Here is a 22295-nt window from a genome sequence, read left to right on the forward strand (position 1 = left end):
TTCTGAAATTAACTTTTACTCCATTGTTCAATTATCTTATCAAACTCCGAATCTACCCATTCTTTTCTCCATTCATCAAGATATTTGATGTCAATTGACGATGGGGGTATTGTACATTTTTCTATTTTTACAATCGAAGGTATTGATATTGAATCCCCCATGATTAAGGCCTCACCTTCTTTGAGCGATGGTAGGAGGTTTGTAATATCACCTACTGTATCCGGGAGTAATCGCTTAACATAATTTTGATCGTCTGGGTTAGTTAATCGCATTGAGATAAAAGTATTACACTGAGAAAATATTGTTTCTGAAATTTCAGAAGGTCTCTGACTTGCAAGGAGAAGGGTTACTCCGTATTTTCTACCCTCTTTTGCAATCCTCTCAATTGCTTCTTTGGATGTCCTGTATTTGCTCAGATCACTTTTGGGAGCATATTTATGTGCTTCTTCGTAAACAATTAATATTGGGATATCTTGGTTTTCATTAGATTTTCTTTTTATTTTTTTTGAATGATAGCCAAATTCAAAAATTAATCGAGATATCAATGATACACATATGCTAAGTACTTCAAAAGGAACACCGCTTACATCAAGTATTGTTATGTTTGATTTATCTTTTCCATAGCTTATTAAAGTTTCTAATGTTTCTTTAAATGTTACGGATTTGCTACCTTCACCCAGAATAAAATCTAATCTCTTATCAAATATTTTACTTTGTAATCGATCAACAAAATTGAGAAGTTTTCCATTTAAAGCACCGGCTGAACTTCCATCAGGAGTTACATTCTCTTTGAATAACCTATGAGCATTTTCATTGTCAAACTTGAAATTTCCTTCCTCATCTGACCAAATATGTTCATTATCTTTATTTTTTCTTTCATTATTTCTATTGTTAATATAATTGATGACTTCATTAATGTCGAAATAATATGGCGAGTGAAAGCTTATTATTTCCTTTGTGGCTGGATCTCCTTGAAAATGTATCTTTTTATTTAATGTTATTGCCTGACGGAACACATTTCTTTGATTGTGATCATTTGCTTCCGTGTCAAGAAAAAGCTCTTCTAACTCGTCACCATTTAATAGCCAATATGGAAGGGTTAATGTATCTACATTTAATACATTTGAATTAGGGAATGCATTTTCATATTCAGAATGTATATCAAAAATAATTATATGAGAATTGTTTAATCCCTTATAACCTTCTTGCTTTTCATCTACGGCTTTTTGAAGTATTTTTGCAACAGTGTGGGATTTACCTGAACCCGTTGAACCTACGATAGCGATATGTTTATTGAAAAATCTATTCCCATTCACAGGTACGGATACTTTGGTATTAAGCGATAAGCTTGAAAAAGTAAAACGGTCATTTATATCTATACTATCTGAGTATATGGATATTATTTCGTCTAATTTCGCTGGTTCCACTTTTTTAGGAGGAAGTGCAAGTGAATCTCCACCGCGATAGAATTTTCCATTTTTAACAAGACCTATTGGACTTGCTTCTATCATGTATTTCTGCTTTTGGCTTTCTTTAACTTCAATAGAAAAATTATCTATGATCGCCAGAAGAGCAACATCTTGATTATCTGAAACCCTTAAATAAGATCCTACACCTAATTTTTCTTCTGCTATCTTAAATTCTTCAAGATCGTCTACGGAAATTTTTAATTTATTTGGCGATACCGATACTACTTCTGCATTAATATCATTATTCCTGCTCATTACACTATCTCCTTTATGTCGGCAAAGTCTTTAACTTGTATGTTTACCTGGGGTAGTTGGGATGGGATATCAAGGCAGTTTTCCGTATAAAACTGGTAAACTTCTTTTCTTATATTAATACTGTTCAGTGTTTCATTGAAATCATCTATGTCGTTGATAAATTGGAAGTGGATTTCTTTATTTGAAAAACCTTCGATTAACATCTTGGGGGTAAATACACTTCCTTTAAAAGGGTACCCATCAGTGAAAATTAGATCTTCATTGAATAATTGATTCTTTAATTCGTATAAATTGGCATCGCTGGTGCCATGAAAAAGTAAAAAAGGAGAATATGGTCGATCTGTTCTTTTAGATAAATTAGACCAATTTGATTGTATTTTATATATACAGTCTTTAACTGTTTTTATATCAGTTTTGTCTTGAAATTCTAAGATGAAAAAACGAGCATAAGGTGAGGTGTTTACACTTCTGCGTATGAAAGATTCTTTTAATTTTCTTAAATATTCTTTTCTTCCTTCATATTGATAAAACCATATGTTAAATAAGACTTTTGATTTGTTGATACTTTCAACAAAATCAGATTTTTTTATCCTTCTATCTTTTTTATTACAAGAGATATCATATGTTTTTCTGAAAGCATTAGAATAAAGATAATGCTCTGCCTCATAATCTTCACATTGGAAATGGTTTTTTATTATTTGTATAGTTTCTTTTTTTTGATCATCAAATGATTTTGCATTGATATTTATAACTAACCGATCCAAAAAGGCTTGTAGATCCTCTTCGGTAAGCCCATTTTCAATATGGTATTCATGTTTGATTTTTTTTTCGGTGTAGGTGAGGAAATTAGATTTGAAAAAGTCAACTTTTAATGGGAGTGTTAACTTTTCTTGACCGGATTTATAATGCCCATAAAGATAATAATTAGCCCCTTTTTCTTTATTGTCCTTAAAGTGTGACAACATTAATCTTATGGGCTTTGATATAACGGAGTGGTTATAATCGGTACTTTCATAATATTTGCATTGTATCGCAGTTAAATGCCCATCGTTGTAGACATCAACATCTTCAATGCACTCTATATCAATCGAGTCATCCATTTGTGGTAACGAAAAAATCTCAATAATCGTTTTATCAACCTGATAACAATACCCACGAATTGTATCAACCGCACTTCTGTCCACTTTGTTATCCTTTTTGAGGTAAGGTGTTAAAAGTATATAAAAATATGCTGTGTTAATAACAATGCAATGATTGCATAGCTTTATGATTCTGCCACAAAGACAAGCCATTGACATGTACAAAGAACCAAAAACATTAAATTTCAATGCTAATTATTAAGATGTGAATAATTTGATGGCGTTAATAATTTTTAGTTTCTTGCCTGAAACCCCAAAAAGTAGCTTATGTGTAACCTTTTGTTATATGGCTATTTTAAATTTTCAATACAATCAGTTGGATATGTTATATTTTTCAATACTGCTGCATCATCGGCGTATGTGCGTCGAAATTGTCGATTGTGCTCATGGAGTTATGATGTCCATTTCTTTGAAAATAATACGCTTTGGGCGGCTCAGTGGCCGTTAGTTCCTTCTATTGTCGCATGAAAAAAAGGTACGGCGCAGAAAAATGTCGCGGCATTACGAGGTGCCTTCCTGCACTAACTCAATGACAATTTTTCCATGCTCAACCCCCACTCTGACCTGCGAATGGGTGGTAAACCCCGCTTTTTCAAGCCAGTCGCCCTTTAAGCTCAGCGCCGCATGCACGCTGTAGCGTTTGGGTATCTTGGTGTTACGGTCTTCATGACGCTTTCTGAAATACCCCACTTTCAAATGACGATAGGATTTGGTGATAGCGATCTTGTGCATACGGCCTCCGGACAACGTGGACAAGGGTCATTCCTGATGCTGTATAAAATACCAGTGATTTACTGCAGGTGTGGGCTTAATACTGGAATCAGCCTTCAGAAAACAGAATGCAACACCTGAAATCAGTAGCTGAAAGGCGTATTATAAATGCACTTTATTATCTGATGAGCCGTTATGTCCGGAAAACGCATTACACGTGAGAAAGAGACGATCGCGAAAATGATCGCACTGTATGAAACACAGTGTCCTCAGGCTTCGCAGGAAGAGGGGCATTATCAGGCGCTGAAAGCGTATGCCAATAAGCGCCTGGATAAATGCGTTTTTGGTGAGGAAAAACCCGCCTGTAAACAGTGCCCCGTTCACTGCTATCAGCCTGCCAGGCGCGAAGAGATGAAGCAGGTGATGCGCTGGGCTGGCCCACGCATGTTATGGCGTCATCCCATCCTGACGGTACGCCACCTGATGGATGACCGTCGCCCGGTACCGGAATTACCGGAAAAGTATCGCCCGAAAAAGTAACCGTTCAGGCGCTTCGCTGACAACCGTATCCCAACGCCTGCATGCGGGACCTCAGCCAGAATGACGCTACACCAGACTCTCTTTATCAATCCCGAGACGTTTCATGCGCGAGAGCAGCGTGGTGCGTTTTAGTCCCAGACGTTGGGCGGCACCTTTCGGCCCGGCCACGACACCGTTAGTCTCTTTCAGCACGCGCATGATCAGCTGATATTCGTCTTCACCTTCCTGCGCCACGTCGGTGGCTGTAACCGGGGTTTCGGGCAGGGAAACTTCGGGCAGGGAGAGTTGCAGTACGTTACCGCGCGTCAGCAATACCGCACGTTCAATGACGTTTTCCAGTTCACGGACGTTACCCGGCCACTCCATCGAGGAGAGGGTACGTAGCGTCTCGGCGGGGATACTGTCGATGTTGCGGCCCATCCGGCGGGCTATTTTGGCGGTAAACGCTTTGACCAGCAGAGGGATATCTTCCGGCCGTTCACGCAGGGGCGGCAGGCAGATTGGGAAGACGTTCAGGCGATAATAGAGGTCGCTTCGAAACTCGCGGTCGGCGACCATTTTTTTCAGGTCGCGGTTGGTGGCGGCAATGAGCCGCACGTCAGTCTGGATAAGTTTGTTACTGCCAAGACGTTCAAACTCCTGCTCCTGCAGGACGCGCAGCAGTTTGGGCTGCAGCTCCAGAGGCATGTCGCCCACTTCATCAAGGAACAACGAGCTTTTGTCCGCCAGCTCGAAACGGCCCAGACGCTGGCTGCTGGCACCGGTAAACGCGCCGCGTTCGTGGCCAAAGAGATCGCTTTCCAGCAGGCCTGCGGGCATAGCGGCGCAGTTCATCTTCACCATGCGGCGGCTGTTACGGTTGCTGAGGTTGTGGATCGCACGGGCAATCAGCTCTTTACCGGTGCCGGTTTCACCGAGGATCAGCACCGTACTGTCACTTTGCGCCACCATCTCCACCTGTTTCAGCACGCTGTACATGGCATCGCTGCGGCCGATGATTTCGCCAAACTCGCTGTCCACGTTGTTAAGCTGTTCCGTCAGCGCCAGGTTTTCATCCACCAGCCGTTCTTTCAGACGGTGGATCTCCTGATAGGCCAGCGCGTTATCCAGTGCGATGGAGATACGCTCGGCAATCTGGCGCAACAGTTTCAGGTTGGCGGTGGTAAAGACGCCCTCTTCACACTGCGCCAGCTTCAGGACACCAAGCATAGTATTGCCGGACATCAGCGGCAGCAGGCACAGCGTCTGGATTTTATTCCCCCAGGTGTTAAACAGCATCCGCTCATAAGGCGCGAGCGCATCCTGCTCGTTGAGGTTGAGCAGCAGGATCTCTTTGCTTTTAAATACCCGCTCAGAGAGCGTGCCCGCCTCATCCACTTCACTCTGTTCGTGGGCGGGGTTTGCCTCATCAAGATAGTGGGTGGAGTAGATGTTCAGCTTGCCTTTCCGGTGCCCCCGGAGCGCAATACTGATGGCGTCGATTTTGAAATAGTGGTGGATCTCTTTTGAGACTTCGCTGACCAGCTCATCCATATCGAGGCGCGAAAGCACCGCGTTGGTGATGGCCACCAGGATCCGGAAATTGTCACGTTCGCGGCTCAGCAGGTCGTAATCCACATTATTGGTGACGCGGCTTTGAATTTGCTCCGCGACCACGGCCACAATCTGGGTGAAGGTGTGCAGACGCTCGTATTCCGCCTCGCTCCACGGCTGGTCGGTGTGACGAATAAACTCGCAGCCGCCGAAGATATGCCCTTCCACCGCCAGTGGCAGCAGGCTGTAGTGGCCGAAAGGCGGGTATAACTGACTCTGCGCCAGCATCGGCCACGCTTCGCGGAATTCCTCAAAATTGCAGTGCAGCGCCTCCGGGCGGGAAAGAATACGCCGGACAGGACCATGAGCGAGGTAGGTTTCATCCTCGTACTCAAACGCTTTGCCATTGTCGCGCGTTGAATAGTAGCTCGCGCGATGGCTTGCGCTATGCCAGAGCACAATTGCGGCGCTGTCTGCCAGCGCTGATTGCCTGACCAGCCGCGTCAGGGCATCGCTCAGCGCGCCAAGATCGGGCTGCTGTAAAAGTGTGCGCGTAATGTCAAACAGGCCCTGCTGTCCAAGATCGCTCATCGGTGTATACGGCATATTGCTTTCCAATAGAAACTGGCAAAAAAGAGAAAGTCAGTGCTGACCGCTTTTGGCGCGGTTCTAGCAAATGCGGGGTAAAGGTTCCGCGTGCGGCAGATCCAGCGTCCGCTTGACGCCATACAACCCGGTCAGGCGCACCCCTTTGCGCTCAACCACTTCACCAATCAGCGCGGCCTCTTTCCCGAAAGGATGTGCCCGCAGCTGTTCGAGTACGGATTCGGCCGCCGCGCGCTCCACGCCAATGACCAGCTTGCCTTCATTTGCAAAGTTTAGCGGGTCGAGCCCGAGGAGTTCGCACAAGCCGCGAACGGCAGGCTTAACGGGCAGCGCGCGTTCAGTGAGTTCGATACCCAGACCGCAGCGCGCCGCGAACTCATGTACCACGGCGTTAACCCCGCCGCGTGTCGCATCGCGCAGGGCTTTCACGCCTGGAAGGGAACGCAGGGTCTGGATAAGCGGGGTCAGTACCGCGCAATCACTGCGTAATTCTCCGCCCAGCCCCAGGCCTTCACGCAGGTTCAGGATCGTCGCCCCGTGGCAGCCCAGCGATCCGCTGACGATCAGCACGTCGCCGACGGCAAGCTGCTGCGCGCCCCAGTGAATGTCGGCAGGGATCGCCCCCATGCCGGCGGTATTGATGAACAGTTTGTCGGCTGCGCCACGCTGGACCACTTTGGTGTCGCCGGTGACGATGGCGATACCCGCCTCGCGTGCCGTATGCGCCATGCTGCGGACAACCGCAGAGAGCGTCTCCATCGGCAGCCCCTCTTCAAGCATAAAGCCGCAGGAGAGAAAGCGCGGAACAGCGCCGCTGACGGCCACGTCGTTTGCCGTGCCGCAGACCGCGAGCTTGCCGATATCGCCGCCCGGGAAGAACAGCGGGTCAATCACGTAGCTGTCGGTGGAAAAGGCCAGCCTGTCGCCCTGCGCGGTCAGGGTGGAGAGGTCAATGCGGGCCTGATCCTCCTGCTCCGCCAGCCAGGGGTTATCAAACGCGTCCATAAACAGACGGTTAATCAGCTGCTGCATCGCCAGGCCGCCGCTGCCGTGTGCCATTTCAACCGTATTCATGCTTCAGACTCCTGATTGCGATACTGATACCACGCGGCACACGCCCCTTCGGAAGAGACCATCAGCGCGCCAAAAGCCGTTTGCGGGTTACAGGTGTTGCCAAATAACGGGCAGTGATGGGGTTTGCATTTGCCGGTGAGCACTTCGCCACAGCGGGCCCGCGGGTCGTCACACACCTGTTGCGGCTGCGGGCGGAAGTGGGCTTCGGCGTCGAACGACCGGTAGGCTGGCGTCAGGCGCACGCCGGACTCTGCAATCAGCCCCAGACCACGCCATTCGCTGTCGCCCTCGACGCTAAATACCTCGGCTATCGCCTGCTGGGCCACCACATTTCCACTGTCGGGGACGACACGGCGGTACTGATTTTCTACTGCACACTGGGCTGCTATTTTCTGCTCAACCAGCATGGTCACGCCTTGCAGTAGATCAAGAGGTTCGAAACCAGCCACCACTAAAGGCCGTTCGAACTGTTCAGCGATAAACCCGTAGGCCGCCGTCCCGATAACCATGCTGACATGGCCCGGCGCCAGGAAAGCGTCAATTCCGTTGTCCGGCTCTTCAAGCAGGCTGCGTAACGTCGGGATGAGCGTAATGTGCTGGCAAAAAAAGAAAAAGTTATCAATGTTGCGGGCTTTGGCCTGCTGCAGCGTGATGGCCGTGGCGGGCATGGTGGTTTCAAAACCAAGCCCGAAAAAGACGACCTTGCGGCCGGGGTTATGGGTGGCCAGCGTCAGGGCGTCCATCGGCGAGTACACGATCCTGATATCCGCCCCCCGGGCTTTTGCCTGCAACAGCGAGCCGTTTTTGCCCGGCACGCGCATCGCATCGCCAAAGGTACAGAAAATCACGTCAGGCTGGTGGGCTATCTCAAGGCAGGCGTCGATGCGTCCCATCGGCAGGACGCACACCGGGCAGCCGGGGCCATGGATAAACTCGATGTTTTCCGGCAGAAGCTGGTCGAGGCCAAATTTAAAGATGGCATGCGTATGCCCGCCGCAGACTTCCATAATACGCAGCGGCTTTTCGGCGGTATAGCTCAGCCGTGCCGCCCGTGTTTTCAGATGTTCAATCAGCTGCATCACCTGCTCAGGCGCGCGATATTCATCAACGTAGCGCATGGTTTACCGCTCCTCGCCGTACAGCAATGCCCCGACGTCCGGCTCCACGTCGAACATATTCTGAAGGGCATCGAGCGTGTCGCGGGCCTCCGCTTCGTTGATGATGCTCATGGCAAACCCCACGTGCACCAGCACCCACTGACCGAGGCGTGAGGCGCCGGTTTCGTCGGTGCTGCCGACGAGCGTCAGGTCGACGTCGCGCAATATGCCACACACCTCAACGCGGGCCTGATTCCCGTCAATGGCGTGAATTTGTCCGGGGACGCCTATGCACATCGTTCGCTCTCCAGCCAGTTCAGCCAGGCGTCCATCCCGTCACCGCGGGTGGCGGACACCAGCATGATGTCAATATCCGGGTTCACTTCACGGGCATAGGCCATGCATTTGTCCACGTCGAAATTCAGGTACGGCAGCAGGTCAACTTTGTTCAGCAACATCAGCGAAGCGGCGGCAAACATATGCGGATATTTAAGCGGCTTGTCTTCACCTTCGGTCACCGAGAGCACCGCGACCTTATGTCGCTCACCGAGATCGAAGCTGGCCGGACAGACCAGGTTGCCCACGTTCTCAATAAACAGGATGCCGTTGTCCGCAAGCGGCAAGCGCGGCGTGGCGTCGGCAATCATTTGTGCATCCAGATGGCAGCCTTTACCCGTATTAACCTGAATGGCGGGCGTGCCGGTTTCGCGAATACGCGCGGCGTCGTTCACCGTCTGCTGATCGCCTTCGATCACCGCGCAGGAGATGCGTCCGTTCAGGCGGTGGAGCGTTTGTGTCAGCAGCGTGGTTTTGCCGGAGCCGGGGCTGGAGACCAGGTTCAGGACCAGCTGTTTACGCGTGGCAAAGCGGGCGCGGTTGCGTGCTGCAATCTGGTTGTTTTTATCCAGAACGTTGATTTCCACCTCCAGCATCTGACGCTGGCTGAGCCCCGGCGCGTGGGTACCGGCGATGCCATGCCCGTAATGCAGGTCGCCCGCAGCGGAGTGTCGGGGGGCGAAGGTGATACCGGTTAATGCCGCTGCAGGGCGAGGGGCAGGTGAAAAGGGTGCGGAGCGAAACGCGGCGTGAGGACGGTGTTCATCCCCTTCTATATACAGGTTGCCTTCAGCGCAACCGCAGGTACTACACATATTTTACTCCTTCTCGATTTCGAGACGTTGGATCTGCATGCCGTCATCCGCCACGATGCGAAGCTCGCTGCTCTGGCACTGCGGACAGCGCTGAACCTTCGATGAAAGCAGAGTGACGTATTGCTGACACTGCGCGCACCAGCACTCCGCCTGCTGTTCTTCAATATGAAGTTCACAGCCTTCCGCCAGCGTGCCGCGGCACACCAGCTCAAAGCAGAAGGTCAGGGCGCTGGTTTCAACGCAGGAAAAGGCCCCGACCTGTAGCCAGACACCGGTGACGCGTTTTGCATTGTTTGCCCGCGCCTGCTGTTCAATTAACTCGACGGCCCGCTGGCAGAGGGTGATTTCGTGCATGACGCCTCCTCAATGAATTGCCCCGATAATGCAATAACGGTGCCAGCTTGATTTTTGTTAAGGCGTGACGATGTCAATGCTGTCGAAATGACACGTCGACACGGCGCGATTGACACGCTTCTTTTGATTAAAATAGTTAAAAATCAATGCATTAAAAACTGGCATGGAATCTGCTTAATAGCCGCTATCTCCATTAACCGGATACCTTTTATGACTATTTGGGAAATTAGCGAAAAAGCGGATTACATTGCGCAGCGCCATCAGCAGTTACAGGAGCAGTGGCACCTTTACTGCAACTCTCTGATTCAGGGCATCACCCTGTCAAAAGCCCGTCTTCACCACGCCATGAGCTGTGCAGCGCAGGGGGATATGCGCTTTGTGCTCTTCGGCCATTTCACGATAAACGTCACCCTGGCAGACACCTTCAACAGCCACACCATCGAGTACTACGTCGAAACAAAAGAAGATGAAAAACAGTGTATTGCGAAGGCGCAGCTGATGGCCGACGGGATGGTCGATGGTCACGTCAGTAACCGCGATCGCCAGCAGGTGCTGGAGCACTATCTGGAAAAAATCGCGCCGGTTTATAACGGCCTGTACGCCGCTGTTGAACACGATCTCCCGGTCAACCTGAAACAGCTGATGGATGGAAATATCTCAGCGAACGTGGCCTGACCATTGCGTGTCGAGAAGTGTCGACAAGACAGTTTTTCGTCAAAAATGACTATCACCAGAGGATGACCCGGTGAACCGTTTTGTAATTGCTGACTCGACGGTCTGTATTGGCTGTCGAACCTGTGAGGCGGCCTGTTCGGAAACGCACCGTCAGCACGGGCTACAGTCCATGCCGCGCCTGCGCGTCATGCGTAATGAAAAAGAGTCTGCGCCGCAGCTCTGCCACCACTGTGAAGATGCCCCCTGCGCGGGAGTCTGTCCTGTTAATGCCATCACCCGTGTCGAGGGGGCGGTGCAGCTGAATGAAAGTCTGTGCGTGAGCTGCAAACTGTGCGGCATTGCCTGCCCGTTCGGCGCGATTGAATTTTCCGGCAGCCGTCCGCTGCATATCCCGGCGAATGCCAACTCCCCGAAAGCGCCGCCAGCGCCACCTGCGCCGGCGAAGGTGAGCACGCTGCTTGACTGGGTTCCCGGCGTGCGTGCCGTTGCGGTCAAATGCGACCTGTGCAGCTTTGATGAACAAGGGCCAGCCTGTGTGCGCACCTGCCCGACGAAGGCGCTGATTCTGGTCAATATTCGCGACATCGTTCGCACCAGTAAACGTAAGCGTGAGCTGACCATTAACAGTGATTTCGGCGATCTTTCTCTGCTTCAGGCGCTGAACGAGGGGGCGAAATGAACGCGGTGATGATGATTACCAGCGCGGTGGCCTATTTTGCCGCCGCCGCTGTGTTGGCCTTGATCTTCTCTTTCCATAAAACCCTGAGCGGCTGGATAGCCGGTATCGGCGGGGCGGTTGGCAGCGTGATGACGCTGGTGGCCGGTGGCCTCGTGTTAACAGGCGGACAATCTGTCGAAGCGGTGATGCCGCTGATACGGCACACCGTTGAAATTACGCCGCTGAATGCCATCTGGCTGGTGACCTTTGGTCTGTGCGGCGTGTTTATCAGCCTGTTTAATATTGACTGGCACCGTCATCAGCACACTCAGCCCAACGGTCTGCTGGTCAATCTGCTGATGGCTGCGGCGGTCTGTACCGTGACTGCCAGCAACCTCGGCGCTCTGGTGGTGATGGCCGAGATCATGGCGCTGTGCGGCGTATTCCTTACGGGCTGTAGCACCTCCGGCAAACTGTGGTTTGCGCTGGGGCGTCTTGGCACGTTGCTGCTGGCACTGGCCTGCTGGCTGGTGTGGCAGCGCTTCGGCACGCTGGACTTCTCCGCCCTTAACGGTCAGTCGCTCGGGAATGATGTCTGGCTCCTTGGCGTGATCGGCTTTGGCCTGCTGGCCGGGATTATCCCGCTGCACGGCTGGGTGCCACAGGCACATGCACATGCCTCCGCGCCTGCCGCAGCGCTCTTCTCGACGGTTGTCATGAAGGTTGGTCTGTTCGGCATTCTGACGATAACGCTCACCGGTGGGCAGCCACCGCTGTGGTGGGGCGTTGTGCTGCTGGTCGCCGGGATGATCACCGCCTTCGTCGGCGGCCTGTACGCCCTGATGGAGCACAATATCCAGCGTTTGCTGGCGTACCACACCCTTGAGAACATCGGCATTATCCTGCTGGGTATTGGCGCAGGCGTTACCGGGCTGGCGCTCAATCAACCGGCGCTGATTGCGGCCGGCTTTATCGGCGGCCTGTATCACCTGATCAACCACAGCCTGTTTAAAAGCACCCTGTTCCTCGGGGCAGGTAGCGTCTGGTTCCGCACCGGTCATCGCGATATCGAAAAACTCGGCGGCATCGGCAAAAAAATGCCCGTTATCTCTCTGTGCATGCTGGTGGGGCTGATGGCAATGGCTGCGCTGCCGCCGCTGAACGGCTTTGCCGGCGAGTGGGTTATCTATCAGTCCTTCTTCGCACTCGGTCAGAGCGAGGTGTTTATCGCCCGGTTGCTCGGCCCGCTGCTGGCGGTTGGGCTGGCGATAACCGGTGCGCTGGCGGTGATGTGTATGGCTAAAGTCTACGGCGTGACCTTCCTGGGTGCACCGCGCACGCGTGAGGCCGAAAACGCCTGCTGTGCGCCGGCATTGATGGGGGCGAGCGTTGTCGCGCTGGCGCTGTGCTGCATCGCGGGCGGGGTGGCTGCCCCGTGGCTTCTTCCGCTGTTGGGTAACGCCATTCCTCTGCCGCTCACCACGGCGCATACCACGGTGTCCCAGCCGATGATTGCGCTGCTGCTGATTGCCGCGCCGCTGCTGCCGTTCGTGCTGATGCTGTTCTTCAGACGCGACCGCCTCTCCTCTCGATCACGCGGTACCGCCTGGGCTTGCGGTTACGCACACGAGCAATCCATGGTGATCACAGCGCACGGCTTTGCCATGCCGGTCAAAGAGAACTTTGCCGCGGTGCTGAAACTGCGGGACTGGCTTAACCCGGTGGGGTGGGTGCCGGGCTGGCAGAGCGCTGCCGTGCCCGTGCTGTTCCGCCGACTGGCGTTGATCGAACTGGCGGTACTGGTTGTGATTGTGATTTCACGAGGAGCCTGACATGAGTCTGTTACTGGCAATACTTCAGGCGCTGGTGCTATTTGCCATGGCGCCGTTGCTCTCCGGGGTGAGCCGCGTGGCGCGTGCCCGGATGCATAACCGTCGCGGGCCTGGTGTACTCCAGGAGTACCGTGATTTGTTCAAGCTGATGGGACGTCAGAGCGTTTCCCCGGACGCGGCAGGATGGGTCTTTCGCCTGACACCGTTTGTGCTGGCTGGCGTCATGCTCACCATCGCCACGGCGTTACCGGTCGTCACCGTCGGATCGCCACTGCCGGTGCTGGGCGATCTCATTACGCTTATCTACCTCTTCGCCATCGCGCGTTTCTTCTTCGCGATTGCCGGCCTCGATACCGGCAGCCCGTTTACCGGGATTGGTGCCAGCCGCGAGGCCATGCTCGGCGTGCTGGTTGAGCCGATCCTGCTGCTCGGCCTGTGGGTCGCTGCGCAGGTCGCGGGGTCAACCCATATCAGCTTTATCACTCATACCGTGTATCACTGGCCCGTGGACCGTTCCCTTCCGTTGCTTTTGGCGCTCTGCGCCTGCGCATTCGCGACGTTTATCGAGATGGGCAAACTGCCGTTCGACCTCGCGGAAGCGGAGCAGGAGCTGCAGGAAGGTCCGTTGACCGAGTACAGCGGTTACGGCTTTGCGGTGCTGAAATGGGGCATCAGCCTCAAACAGCTGGTGGTGCTGCAGATGTTTGTCGGTGTCTTCTTCCCGTGGGGGCAGATGACGCACTTTTCCGCGGCCGGCCTGGTGCTGGCGGTGGTCGTTGCCGCGCTCAAGCTACTTGTCGGCGTGCTGGTGATTGCCCTGTTTGAGAACAGCATGGCGCGTCTGCGTTTTGTGGCGACGTCGCGCATCACCTGGGCCGGTTTTGGTTTTGCATTTTTAGCGTTCGTCTCCTTGCTGGTGGCGTGATTAAAGAGAGTTTTTATGTCTGAAGAAAAGAAAGGTCAGCAGTATCTCGCCGCGTTGCACCAGGCCTTCCCGGGCGTGGTGCTGGAGGAGTCCTGGCAAACCAAAGACCAGATAACGGTGACCGTGAAAGTGAACTACCTGCCGGAAGTGGTGGAGTTTCTCTACTACCAGCAGGGTGGCTGGCTGTCGGTGTTGTTCGGCAACGACGAGCGTCAGCTGTGCGGAAACTATGCGGTTTACTACGTGATGTCGATGGAGCAGGGCGAGAAGTGCTGGCTCACCGTGCGTGTCGAAGTGGATCCCAACAAACCGGAATACCCGTCTGTCACCCCGCGCGTGCCCGCCGCCGTCTGGGGCGAGCGTGAAGTGCGCGATATGTATGGTCTGGTCCCGGTTGGGCTTCCGGATGAGCGCCGTCTGGTGCTGCCGGACGACTGGCCAGACGAACTCTATCCCCTGCGCAAAGACAGCATGGATTACCGTCAGCGTCCGGCCCCGACCACCGACAGCGAGACTTACGCGTTCATCAATGAGCTCGGCAGCAAAAAGAACAATGTGGTGCCGATAGGCCCGCTGCACGTCACGTCTGACGAGCCGGGCCACTTCCGCCTGTTTGTCGACGGCGAGAATATTATTGATGCCGACTACCGCCTGTTCTACGTGCATCGCGGGATGGAAAAGCTGGCGGAAACCCGGATGGGATATAACGAAGTGACGTTCCTCTCTGACCGCGTGTGCGGCATCTGCGGGTTTGCCCACAGTACCGCCTACACCACCTCGGTGGAGAACGGCATGGGGATTGTGGTGCCGGAACGCGCGCAGATGATCCGTGCCATCCTGCTGGAAGTGGAGCGTCTGCACTCGCACCTGCTGAACCTCGGTCTGGCCTGTCACTTTGTCGGTTTTGACTCCGGCTTTATGCAGTTTTTCCGCGTACGTGAAGCCTCCATGAAGATGGCGGAAATCCTGACCGGGGCGCGTAAAACATACGGTCTGAACCTGATCGGCGGGATTCGTCGCGATCTGCTGAAAGATGACATGATCCAGACCCGCCAGCTGGCGCAGCAGATGCGTCGCGACGTTCAGGAGCTGGTGGATATGCTGCTCAGCACGCCGAACATTGAGCAGCGTACCGTCGGTATTGGCCGGCTGGATCCGCAAATCGCCCGCGATTTCAGTAACGTTGGCCCCATGGTTCGCGCCAGCGGCCACGCCCGCGATACCCGCGCCGATCATCCGTTCGTCGGCTACGGCCTGCTGCCTATGACCGTGCACAGCGAGCAGGGCTGCGACGTTATTTCGCGTCTGAAGGTGCGTATCAACGAGGTCTTCACCGCGCTGAACATGATCGACTTCGGTCTGGATAATCTGCCGGGCGGTCCGCTAATGGTCGAGGGCTTCACCTACATTCCAAACCGCTTCGCGCTGGGGTTTGCCGAAGCCCCGCGTGGAGACGATATCCACTGGAGCATGACCGGTGACAACCAGAAGCTCTACCGCTGGCGCTGCCGTGCGGCAACCTACGCCAACTGGCCAACCCTGCGCTACATGCTGCGCGGCAATACGGTATCCGATGCGCCGCTGATCATTGGCAGCCTCGATCCGTGCTACTCCTGCACCGACCGCATGACGGTGGTGGATGTGCGCAAGAAGAAAAGCCAGGTGGTGCCGTACAAAGAGCTGGAGCGCTACAGCATCGAGCGTAAGAACTCGCCGCTGAAATAGGGGATTTTGTGCAGGCTGATGCCCTCACCCTGACCCTCTTTTTGATGAGAGATCCGGGGGGCGGAGCACAGGCAGCACATAAGCAGGAGTCAACATGTTTACCTTCATTAAAAAAGTGATCAAAACCGGGACGGTGACCAGTCGCTATCCGCTGGAGCCGATGCCGGTCGATAAAAACTTTCGCGGCAAGCCGGAGCACAACCCGCAGCAGTGCATCGGCTGTGCTGCCTGCGTTAACGCCTGCCCGTCAAATGCCCTGACGGTGGAAACCGATCTGAAAACGGGCGAGCTGGCCTGGCAGTTCAACCTCGGGCGCTGCATTTTCTGCGGCCGCTGCGAGGAGGTTTGCCCGACGGTGGCGATCCGTCTTTCGCAGGAGTACGAGCTGGCGGTCTGGAAGAAAGAGGATTTTCTGCAGCAGTCGCGTTTCGCGCTGTGCAACTGCCGTGTCTGCAAACGCCCGTTTGCCGTACAAAAAGAGATCGACTACGCCATCGCGCTGTTGCAGCACAACGGTGATGCCCGCGCGGAGCATCATCGCGAAAGCTTTGAAACCTGCCCGGACTGCAAGCGGCAGAAATGCCTGCTGCCGTCGGATCGCATCGATATTACCCGTCATATGAGAGAGGCCAGCTGATGGAAAACCTGATCGGCCCACGCGACGCTAACGGCATTCCGGTGCCGATGACGGTGGAGGAATCCATCGCCAGCATGAAGGCCTCGCTGCTGAAAAACATTAAACGTTCGGCCTATGTGTACCGGGTGGACTGCGGCGGCTGCAACGGCTGTGAGATTGAGATCTTTGCCACGCTGTCGCCCCTGTTCGACGCCGAACGCTTCGGTATTAAAGTGGTGCCTTCGCCGCGTCATGCGGATATTTTACTGTTTACCGGTGCCGTCACCCGCGCCATGAGATCGCCAGCATTGCGTGCCTGGCAGTCCGCACCGGATCCAAAAATCTGTATCTCTTACGGTGCCTGCGGAAACAGCGGCGGCATCTTCCATGACCTGTACTGCGTCTGGGGCGGCACCGATAAAATTGTTCCGGTGGATGTCTACATTCCCGGTTGCCCGCCAACGCCTGCGGCCACGCTGTACGGTTTTGCCATGGCACTCGGGCTGCTGGAGCAGAAAATACATGCCCGTGAACCGGGTGAACGCGACAACCAGGCTGCCGCAATTCTGCACCCGGATATGGTGCAGCCGCTGCGCGTGAAGGTCGATCGCACGGCGCGCCGGCTCGCGGGGTATCGCTATGGTCGCCAGATTGCCGACGATTATCTGCGTCTGCTGAGCCAGGGCGATCATCAGGTCACGCGCTGGCTGGAGGCGGAAAACGATCCTCGTCTTAATGAGATCGTCGCGAACCTGAATCAGGTGGTGGAAGAGGCGCGTATCCGATGAGTGAAACGGTGGTGTTCAGTCAGCTGAGCCGTAAGTTTATTGATGAGAACGATGCCACGCCGGATGCGGCGCAGCAGGTGGTCTATTACAGCCTGGCCATTGGGCATCACCTCGGAGTGATAGATTGTCTCGAAACGGTATTAAGCTGCCCGTGGCCTGACTATCTGGCGTGGATCGCCACGCTGGCGGAGGGCAGTACGGCGCGCCGCAAAATGGAAGGCGTGCCGAAGTACGGTGAGATCGTTATCGACGCCAACCACATTGCGATGCTCGCCAGTGCCTTCGACGCCGCGCTGAGCGTGCAAACCCCGCAGCAGCAGGCCTGGAGCAAAATTTTGCTCAGCATGCTGCATGATATTCATCAGGAGAGTGCCATCTACCTGATGGTGAGGAGATTACGTGACTGATGTTTTACTGTGTGTCGGTAACAGCATGATGGGCGACGACGGCGCGGGCCCGCTGCTTGCACAAATGTGTGCCGCGCATCCGCAGGGTGAATGGGTGGTTATTGACGGCGGCAGCGCACCGGAAAACGATGTGGTGGCGATCCGTGAGCTGCACCCGGACAGGCTGCTGATTGTGGATGCAACCGATATGGGACTTAATCCGGGGGAAACCCGCCTGATTGATCCGGATGACATCGCCGAGATGTTTATGATGACCACCCACAATATGCCGCTGAACTATCTGGTCGATCAGATTAAAGACGACGTGGGGGAGGTATTGTTTCTGGGCATTCAGCCGGACATCGTTGGGTTTTATTATCCGATGACGCCGCCGGTGAAAGAGGCCGTTGAAGAGGTTTACTCCCGGCTTGCCGGATGGCGTGGGGACGGCGGTTTTTCCCGACTGTGAGCAGTGCCGGGTGGTGGTAGCTTCCACCCGGCCTGGACACCTCCTCGCCCGAATCCTGTGGGAGAGGGTGGGGGAGAGAGCAACAGGCTACGCCAGATCCGCGCCGTTACTTGCAATGACCTTCTTATACCACCAGAACGATTTCTTACGCGTTCTGTCCAGCGTACCGTTGCCCGCGTCGTCGCGGTCAACATAGACAAACCCGTAGCGTTTGCTCATCTCGCCCGTGGATGCGGCCACCAGGTCAATGCAGCCCCAGGTGGTGTAGCCCATCAGCGGCACACCGTCTTCTATGGCATCGCCCATCGCACGAATATGTTCGCGCAGGTAGCTGATACGGTAGTCGTCATTAATCTCACCGTGTTCATCCATGACGTCTTTCGCGCCGAGGCCGTTTTCCACCAGGAACAGCGGCTTCTGATAGCGGTCGTACATCATGTTCATGGTGATGCGCAGCCCCAGTGGGTCGATCCCCCAACCCCATTCGCTGACCTGGATGTGCGGGTTGCGCAAGGATTTCACGATATTCGCCGCATTGGTATTACTGGCGTTCATGTCCGCCGACGCGCAGCGCGAGGCGTAATAGCTGAACGACACAAAATCGACGGTATTTTTCAGCAGTTCATCGTCGCCAGGGTCTTTGACAATCACCACCCCTTTTTCGCGGAACACGCGGGCAGAATAGGCCGGGTAGCTGCCGCGCGCCTGCACGTCGATAAAGAACAGGTTTTCGCGGTCTTTCTCCAGCGCCATCCACACGTCTTCCGGTTTGCAGGAGTAGGGGTAGAAGTTGCCGCCGGCCAGCATACAGCCGACCTGGTTTTCCGGGTTCACCTCATGGGCGATTTTGGTCGCCAGGGCGCTTGCCACCAGTTCGTGATGCGCGGCCTGATATTTCACCTGATCTTCGTTCTCACCCTTTTCAAACACCAGGCCCGCGCCGGAGAACGGGCTGTGTAGCATGATGTTGATTTCGTTGAAGGTGAGCCAATACTTCACCAGACCGTTAAATTCTTCGAAACAGGTACGGGCATAGCGGGCGAAGAAATCGACCATCTTGCGGTTGCGCCAGGATCCATACTCCGTGACCAGATGCATCGGTACGTCGAAATGGCACAGGGTGACCAACGGTTCGATGTTGTATTTTTTGCACTCTTCGAACACTGCGCGGTAGAAGGCAATCCCCTCTTTATTGGGCAGCGGCTCATCGCCGTTCGGGTAGAGGCGGCTCCAGGCAATTGAGGTACGAAATACCGTAAAGCCCATCTCCGCCATCAGGGCGATGTCTTCTTTGTAGCGATGGTAAAAATCAATCGCCTCGTGGCTCGGGTAAAACTCGTCGTCACGCAACGTAAAACGTTTTTCCTTACCGACCTTCACCGCCAGACGATTCGCGCCGTGGGGGATCATATCGACCGTCGTCAGTCCTTTGCCGCCTTCACGGTAAGCCCCTTCACTCTGGTTGGCGGCAAGCGCGCCGCCCCATAAAAATCCTTGTGGAAAAACAGACATCTTTACCTCGCTATAAATTTAGACTTGTGCTGCTTTGGCCTGAACCGGAGCGCTCTGCAGGGCGCGTGCTTTCTCAGCGTCGTCTTCGACCGGGATATCTTCAAAACCTAAAATCAGGGTCAGAACAAACGAGAGCACAACCGCCAGCGCCATGACCCCGAATACCCAGACGATGGTCATCGGGTTGGCCGGATCGAAGAACTGTACGCTGGTAAACAGCCCCGGCGCCGCCATTGAGTGGCTGGCAAGACCGGCTATGCCAGCCACTGCCCCGCAGATGAAGCCGCTGATAAGGCTCGCAATCAGCGGGCGTTTCAGGCGTACCGCCACACCATAGAGGGCAGGTTCTGAAATGCCTGCCATGATGGCAGAAGCCGCTGCCGCCAGCGCCGTCTGGCGCAGTTCCGGGTTTTTCGTTTTCCATGCCACCGCCAGCGATGAACCGCCGAGCGACAGGTTGGCTCCGATTTCCGACGGCATAACCATTCCCTCTTTGCCCGTCTCGGCAATGGTCTGAATAATCGTCGGCGTAAATACGCGGTGCATCCCGGTCATCACCAGCAGCGGCCAGAGGGCGCCCATAATGGCCACGGAGAGCCAGCCCAGATAGCCGTGAATAGTGTAGACCAGCGCTGAAATCGCGCTCCCGATCCAGATCCCGAGCGGCCCTATCAGCACAATGGCGAGCGGGGCGGCAATCAGAACGATCAGCATCGGTTTAAGGAAGTTTTTCGTGACCGCCGGCGTAATACGATCAACCCAGCGTTCGATGTACGACAGGCACCAGGTCATCACCAGCGCCGGGATGACCGTGTAGGTGTATTTCACTGCCGTCACCGGAATAAAGGCGAATTCAACGTGCTCGCCCTGTGCGGCTTTCGCCATCAGTTCGATAAAGCCCGGGTGTACCAGCACGCCCGCGATGGCAATCGCCAGCGACATGTTGGTTTTGAATTTCACTGCGGCAGAGGCGGCGACCATCAGCGGCAGGAAGAAGAACGCGCCATCGCCAATCAGCGTCAGAAGGGTGAGCGTCGGTGCCCCTTTTTCCAGGGCGCCGGTCATCTCCAGGATCATTGCCAGCAGTTTGACCATTGAACCGCCGATGATCGCCGGGATCAGCGGTGACATGGTGCCGATCAGCGCATCGAGGATCCCGGCACCGATGCGGCGCAGGGTCATTTTCTGCGGGCCTTCCGGTACGGCAGGCTGCAGGTCGGTGGGCAGCAGGCTTACCACTTCGCGGTAGGCCTGAGACACGGTGTTGCCAATGATCACCTGGCACTGGTTGTCGTTGCGGACCACGCCGAGCACGCCGTTAATGCTTTTCAGGCGCGGGGCATCGGTGAGGCTTTCGTCTTTGAGGACGAAACGCAGTCGCGTCATGCAGTGGGTGACGGCGACGATGTTGTCTCTGCCGCCGAGCGCGCTGACAACGTCATTCGCCAGCGCAGCGTAATTTTTGGCCATCGGATGTAATCCTGTTATCGTTGTGAGAAATGTAGGAAACCGGTTCCACATAATCATCAATAGTTTCTTTGAATGAAACAAGATCACATTTTGTGCATTTTTTCATTTCGTGATGATGATCACCTGGAGGGGTAAAAAGCGTGATATCGCCGCTGCGACAATTTTTCTGCAGTGCAGTACACTGCGCCCTGGTAGTTTCAAACGGAAGATTACGATGACCACGATGCTTGAAGTCGCGAAGCGGGCAGGCGTTTCGAAAGCGACGGTTTCCAGGGTATTGTCGGGCAATGGCTACGTCAGCCAGGAGACCAAAGACCGGGTGTTTCAGGCGATTGAAGAGAGCGGCTATCGCCCGAATTTGCTGGCACGAAATCTGGCGACCAAACGTACCCAGACGCTGGGTCTGGTGGTCACCAACACCCTTTATCACGGCGTCTATTTTAGCGAACTGCTCTTTCACGCCGCCCGCATGACGGAAGAGAAAGGGCGGCAGCTGATCCTGGCGGACGGTAAGCACAGTGCGGATGAAGAGCGCGAGGCCATTCAGTATTTGCTCGATATGCGCTGTGACGCGGTGATCATTTACCCGCGTTTCCTGAGCGTGGATGAGATGGACGATATCGTTGAGAAATGCGAACAGCCGATTATGGTCCTCAACCGCCGCTTACGGAAAAACAGCAGTCACAGCGTCTGGTCAGATCATAAAGCCTCCTGCCAGGACGCCGTGTCGCAGCTTATTCAGAAAGGGCACCGGGAGATTGCGTTTATCACCGGTTCGCTGGATTCCCCCACGGGCGTTGAGCGTCTCTCGGGCTACAAAGACGCCCTGGCACAACACCAGATCCCGCTGCGCCCGTCGCTGATTGCGCAGGGGAAATGGAACCCGGCCAGCGGTGCGGCGGCGGTGTCTGAGCTGCTTTCGCGCGGTGAAACTTTTTCGGCGCTGGTGGCGAGCAATGACGATATGGCGATTGGTGCCATGAAACAGCTGCATGAGCGCGGGATCGCCACCCCGGATGCCGTGTCGGTGATTGGCTTTGACGATGTGGCCATCGCCCCCTACATCGTCCCCTCGCTCTCCAGCGTGCGCATTCCGGTGACGGAGATGATCAAAGAGACCATTAGCCGCCTGATCTTCCTGCTGGATGGCGGTGAGTTTAAGTACCAGCAAACCTTCTCCGGCGAGCTTATCCTGCGTGACTCGGTTATTGACGGGCCTCACCGCTGATGTCGACAGCTGTCATCGTCAGAAGTGACGATGACAGCCCTGCTGTCATTTTATAAACCGCAGAAAATCAACAGGTTAATAA

22 protein-coding genes are annotated in these 22295 nt (G+C 54.2%); 11 read left to right on the forward strand and 11 right to left on the reverse strand.

Features of this window, described 5'->3' with window-relative positions; genetic code table 11:
* Positions 1-8: 8 nt before the first annotated feature.
* The 3 genes from herA to HV157_RS19660 form a co-directional block, all read right to left on the reverse strand.
* Positions 9-1724, reverse strand: coding sequence for an anti-phage-associated helicase HerA (gene herA / locus HV157_RS19650; protein WP_016239655.1), 1716 nt, complete (start codon positions 1722-1724; stop codon positions 9-11).
* On the reverse strand, positions 1724-2908 hold the full coding sequence (locus tag HV157_RS19655) for a DUF4297 family anti-phage-associated protein (protein ID WP_016239654.1): 1185 nt from the start codon (positions 2906-2908) through the stop codon (positions 1724-1726). Before HV157_RS19655 ends, herA begins: the two co-directional genes overlap by 1 nt.
* 456 nt (positions 2909-3364) lie before the next feature.
* Entirely contained in the window at positions 3365-3595 is a 231-nt protein-coding gene (locus HV157_RS19660; RefSeq protein ID WP_032678858.1) for a SymE family type I addiction module toxin, read from the reverse strand.
* A gap of 174 nt (positions 3596-3769) precedes the next feature.
* Here HV157_RS19660 and HV157_RS19665 point away from each other — a divergent pair, with 174 nt between their 5' ends.
* Positions 3770-4114, forward strand: a complete 345-nt coding sequence (locus HV157_RS19665) for a nitrous oxide-stimulated promoter family protein (RefSeq protein WP_040018915.1) — start codon at positions 3770-3772, stop codon at positions 4112-4114.
* Positions 4115-4180: 66 nt separating this feature from the next.
* Here the strand turns inward: HV157_RS19665 and flhA are convergent, their stop codons facing one another.
* The 6 genes from flhA to hypA all read right to left on the reverse strand — a co-directional run bounded on the left by flhA (position 4181) and on the right by hypA (position 9929).
* Positions 4181-6253: a formate hydrogenlyase transcriptional activator FlhA gene (flhA, locus tag HV157_RS19670; RefSeq protein WP_020883827.1), complete on the reverse strand. Its 2073-nt coding sequence runs from the start codon at positions 6251-6253 to the stop codon at positions 4181-4183.
* A gap of 63 nt (positions 6254-6316) precedes the next feature.
* The gene (gene hypE, locus HV157_RS19675) at positions 6317-7327 is read right to left on the reverse strand and encodes a hydrogenase expression/formation protein HypE (RefSeq protein WP_182268848.1); all 1011 of its coding nucleotides are present in this window, start codon (positions 7325-7327) and stop codon (positions 6317-6319) included.
* Positions 7324-8445: a hydrogenase formation protein HypD gene (gene hypD, locus HV157_RS19680; RefSeq protein ID WP_047956023.1), complete on the reverse strand. Its 1122-nt coding sequence runs from the start codon at positions 8443-8445 to the stop codon at positions 7324-7326. Before hypD ends, hypE begins: the two co-directional genes overlap by 4 nt.
* Positions 8446-8448: 3 nt before the next feature.
* Positions 8449-8721, reverse strand: coding sequence for a HypC/HybG/HupF family hydrogenase formation chaperone (locus HV157_RS19685; RefSeq protein WP_014171373.1), 273 nt, complete (start codon positions 8719-8721; stop codon positions 8449-8451).
* Complete coding sequence (hypB, locus tag HV157_RS19690) at positions 8712-9575, reverse strand: hydrogenase nickel incorporation protein HypB (RefSeq protein WP_086462958.1); 864 nt, start codon at positions 9573-9575, stop codon at positions 8712-8714. The genes HV157_RS19685 and hypB overlap by 10 nt, the downstream gene beginning before the upstream one ends.
* 3 nt (positions 9576-9578) lie before the next feature.
* Complete coding sequence (gene hypA, locus HV157_RS19695) at positions 9579-9929, reverse strand: hydrogenase maturation nickel metallochaperone HypA (RefSeq protein ID WP_014171370.1); 351 nt, start codon at positions 9927-9929, stop codon at positions 9579-9581.
* 210 nt (positions 9930-10139) lie between these two features.
* On the opposite strand from hypA, the gene hycA reads away from it, so the two are divergent.
* From hycA to hycI, 9 genes are all read left to right on the forward strand, one after another.
* Complete coding sequence (gene hycA / locus HV157_RS19700; RefSeq protein ID WP_182268849.1) at positions 10140-10604, forward strand: formate hydrogenlyase regulator HycA; 465 nt, start codon at positions 10140-10142, stop codon at positions 10602-10604.
* A gap of 70 nt (positions 10605-10674) precedes the next feature.
* Positions 10675-11283, forward strand: a complete 609-nt coding sequence (locus tag HV157_RS19705; protein ID WP_014171368.1) for a 4Fe-4S dicluster domain-containing protein — start codon at positions 10675-10677, stop codon at positions 11281-11283.
* Positions 11280-13094: a formate hydrogenlyase subunit 3 gene (gene hycC / locus HV157_RS19710; RefSeq protein ID WP_181216134.1), complete on the forward strand. Its 1815-nt coding sequence runs from the start codon at positions 11280-11282 to the stop codon at positions 13092-13094. Before HV157_RS19705 ends, hycC begins: the two co-directional genes overlap by 4 nt.
* A 1-nt stretch (position 13095) precedes the next feature.
* A complete protein-coding gene (locus HV157_RS19715; protein ID WP_014171366.1) occupies positions 13096-14019 on the forward strand; it encodes a respiratory chain complex I subunit 1 family protein in 924 nt (307 codons plus the stop codon).
* Positions 14020-14034: 15 nt separating this feature from the next.
* Complete coding sequence (hycE, locus tag HV157_RS19720; protein ID WP_020883834.1) at positions 14035-15744, forward strand: formate hydrogenlyase subunit HycE; 1710 nt, start codon at positions 14035-14037, stop codon at positions 15742-15744.
* 94 nt (positions 15745-15838) lie between these two features.
* Complete coding sequence (locus tag HV157_RS19725; protein WP_014171363.1) at positions 15839-16381, forward strand: formate hydrogenlyase complex iron-sulfur subunit; 543 nt, start codon at positions 15839-15841, stop codon at positions 16379-16381.
* Positions 16381-17148 (forward strand): NADH-quinone oxidoreductase subunit B family protein, encoded by a 768-nt coding sequence (locus HV157_RS19730; protein WP_014171362.1) that lies wholly within the window; start codon positions 16381-16383, stop codon positions 17146-17148. The genes HV157_RS19725 and HV157_RS19730 overlap by 1 nt, the downstream gene beginning before the upstream one ends.
* Positions 17145-17555, forward strand: coding sequence for a formate hydrogenlyase maturation HycH family protein (locus HV157_RS19735; RefSeq protein ID WP_182268850.1), 411 nt, complete (start codon positions 17145-17147; stop codon positions 17553-17555). Before HV157_RS19730 ends, HV157_RS19735 begins: the two co-directional genes overlap by 4 nt.
* Positions 17548-18003 carry a hydrogenase maturation peptidase HycI gene (gene hycI, locus HV157_RS19740; protein WP_014171360.1) on the forward strand — a complete coding sequence of 152 codons (456 nt, stop codon included), beginning with the start codon at positions 17548-17550 and terminating at the stop codon, positions 18001-18003. Before HV157_RS19735 ends, hycI begins: the two co-directional genes overlap by 8 nt.
* Before the next feature lie 87 nt (positions 18004-18090).
* On the opposite strand, the gene HV157_RS19745 is transcribed toward hycI, so the two are convergent.
* Both HV157_RS19745 and ascF read right to left on the reverse strand, forming a co-directional pair.
* Positions 18091-19515, reverse strand: a complete 1425-nt coding sequence (locus HV157_RS19745) for a 6-phospho-beta-glucosidase (RefSeq protein WP_182268851.1) — start codon at positions 19513-19515, stop codon at positions 18091-18093.
* 18 nt (positions 19516-19533) lie between these two features.
* Positions 19534-20985: a PTS cellobiose/arbutin/salicin transporter subunit IIBC gene (ascF, locus tag HV157_RS19750; protein WP_020883839.1), complete on the reverse strand. Its 1452-nt coding sequence runs from the start codon at positions 20983-20985 to the stop codon at positions 19534-19536.
* A gap of 214 nt (positions 20986-21199) precedes the next feature.
* On the opposite strand from ascF, the gene HV157_RS19755 reads away from it, so the two are divergent.
* On the forward strand, positions 21200-22213 hold the full coding sequence (locus HV157_RS19755) for a LacI family DNA-binding transcriptional regulator (protein WP_049022820.1): 1014 nt from the start codon (positions 21200-21202) through the stop codon (positions 22211-22213).
* Positions 22214-22295: the final 82 nt, after the last annotated feature.

It is taken from the genome of Enterobacter sp. RHBSTW-00318, from assembly GCF_014101375.1.
In the GTDB taxonomy this organism is placed as follows: domain Bacteria; phylum Pseudomonadota; class Gammaproteobacteria; order Enterobacterales; family Enterobacteriaceae; genus Enterobacter; species Enterobacter ludwigii.

Excerpts from the sequence above, each read along its gene's own strand:
- herA (WP_016239655.1), bottom strand. The coding sequence starts at position 1,724 with ATGAGCAGGAATAATGATATTAATGCAGAAGTAGTATCGGTATCGCCA.
- HV157_RS19685 (WP_014171373.1), bottom strand. The coding sequence starts at position 8,721 with ATGTGCATAGGCGTCCCCGGACAAATTCACGCCATTGACGGGAATCAG.
- hypE (WP_182268848.1), bottom strand. The coding sequence starts at position 7,327 with ATGAATACGGTTGAAATGGCACACGGCAGCGGCGGCCTGGCGATGCAG.
- hypD (WP_047956023.1), bottom strand. The coding sequence starts at position 8,445 with ATGCGCTACGTTGATGAATATCGCGCGCCTGAGCAGGTGATGCAGCTG.
- ascF (WP_020883839.1), bottom strand. The coding sequence starts at position 20,985 with ATGGCCAAAAATTACGCTGCGCTGGCGAATGACGTTGTCAGCGCGCTC.
- HV157_RS19715 (WP_014171366.1), top strand. The coding sequence starts at position 13,096 with ATGAGTCTGTTACTGGCAATACTTCAGGCGCTGGTGCTATTTGCCATG.
- flhA (WP_020883827.1), bottom strand. The coding sequence starts at position 6,253 with ATGCCGTATACACCGATGAGCGATCTTGGACAGCAGGGCCTGTTTGAC.
- hycE (WP_020883834.1), top strand. The coding sequence starts at position 14,035 with ATGTCTGAAGAAAAGAAAGGTCAGCAGTATCTCGCCGCGTTGCACCAG.
- HV157_RS19730 (WP_014171362.1), top strand. The coding sequence starts at position 16,381 with ATGGAAAACCTGATCGGCCCACGCGACGCTAACGGCATTCCGGTGCCG.
- hypA (WP_014171370.1), bottom strand. The coding sequence starts at position 9,929 with ATGCACGAAATCACCCTCTGCCAGCGGGCCGTCGAGTTAATTGAACAG.
- HV157_RS19755 (WP_049022820.1), top strand. The coding sequence starts at position 21,200 with ATGACCACGATGCTTGAAGTCGCGAAGCGGGCAGGCGTTTCGAAAGCG.
- HV157_RS19725 (WP_014171363.1), top strand. The coding sequence starts at position 15,839 with ATGTTTACCTTCATTAAAAAAGTGATCAAAACCGGGACGGTGACCAGT.
- HV157_RS19745 (WP_182268851.1), bottom strand. The coding sequence starts at position 19,515 with ATGTCTGTTTTTCCACAAGGATTTTTATGGGGCGGCGCGCTTGCCGCC.
- HV157_RS19735 (WP_182268850.1), top strand. The coding sequence starts at position 17,145 with ATGAGTGAAACGGTGGTGTTCAGTCAGCTGAGCCGTAAGTTTATTGAT.
- HV157_RS19660 (WP_032678858.1), bottom strand. The coding sequence starts at position 3,595 with ATGCACAAGATCGCTATCACCAAATCCTATCGTCATTTGAAAGTGGGG.
- HV157_RS19665 (WP_040018915.1), top strand. The coding sequence starts at position 3,770 with ATGTCCGGAAAACGCATTACACGTGAGAAAGAGACGATCGCGAAAATG.
- hycC (WP_181216134.1), top strand. The coding sequence starts at position 11,280 with ATGAACGCGGTGATGATGATTACCAGCGCGGTGGCCTATTTTGCCGCC.
- hycA (WP_182268849.1), top strand. The coding sequence starts at position 10,140 with ATGACTATTTGGGAAATTAGCGAAAAAGCGGATTACATTGCGCAGCGC.
- hypB (WP_086462958.1), bottom strand. The coding sequence starts at position 9,575 with ATGTGTAGTACCTGCGGTTGCGCTGAAGGCAACCTGTATATAGAAGGG.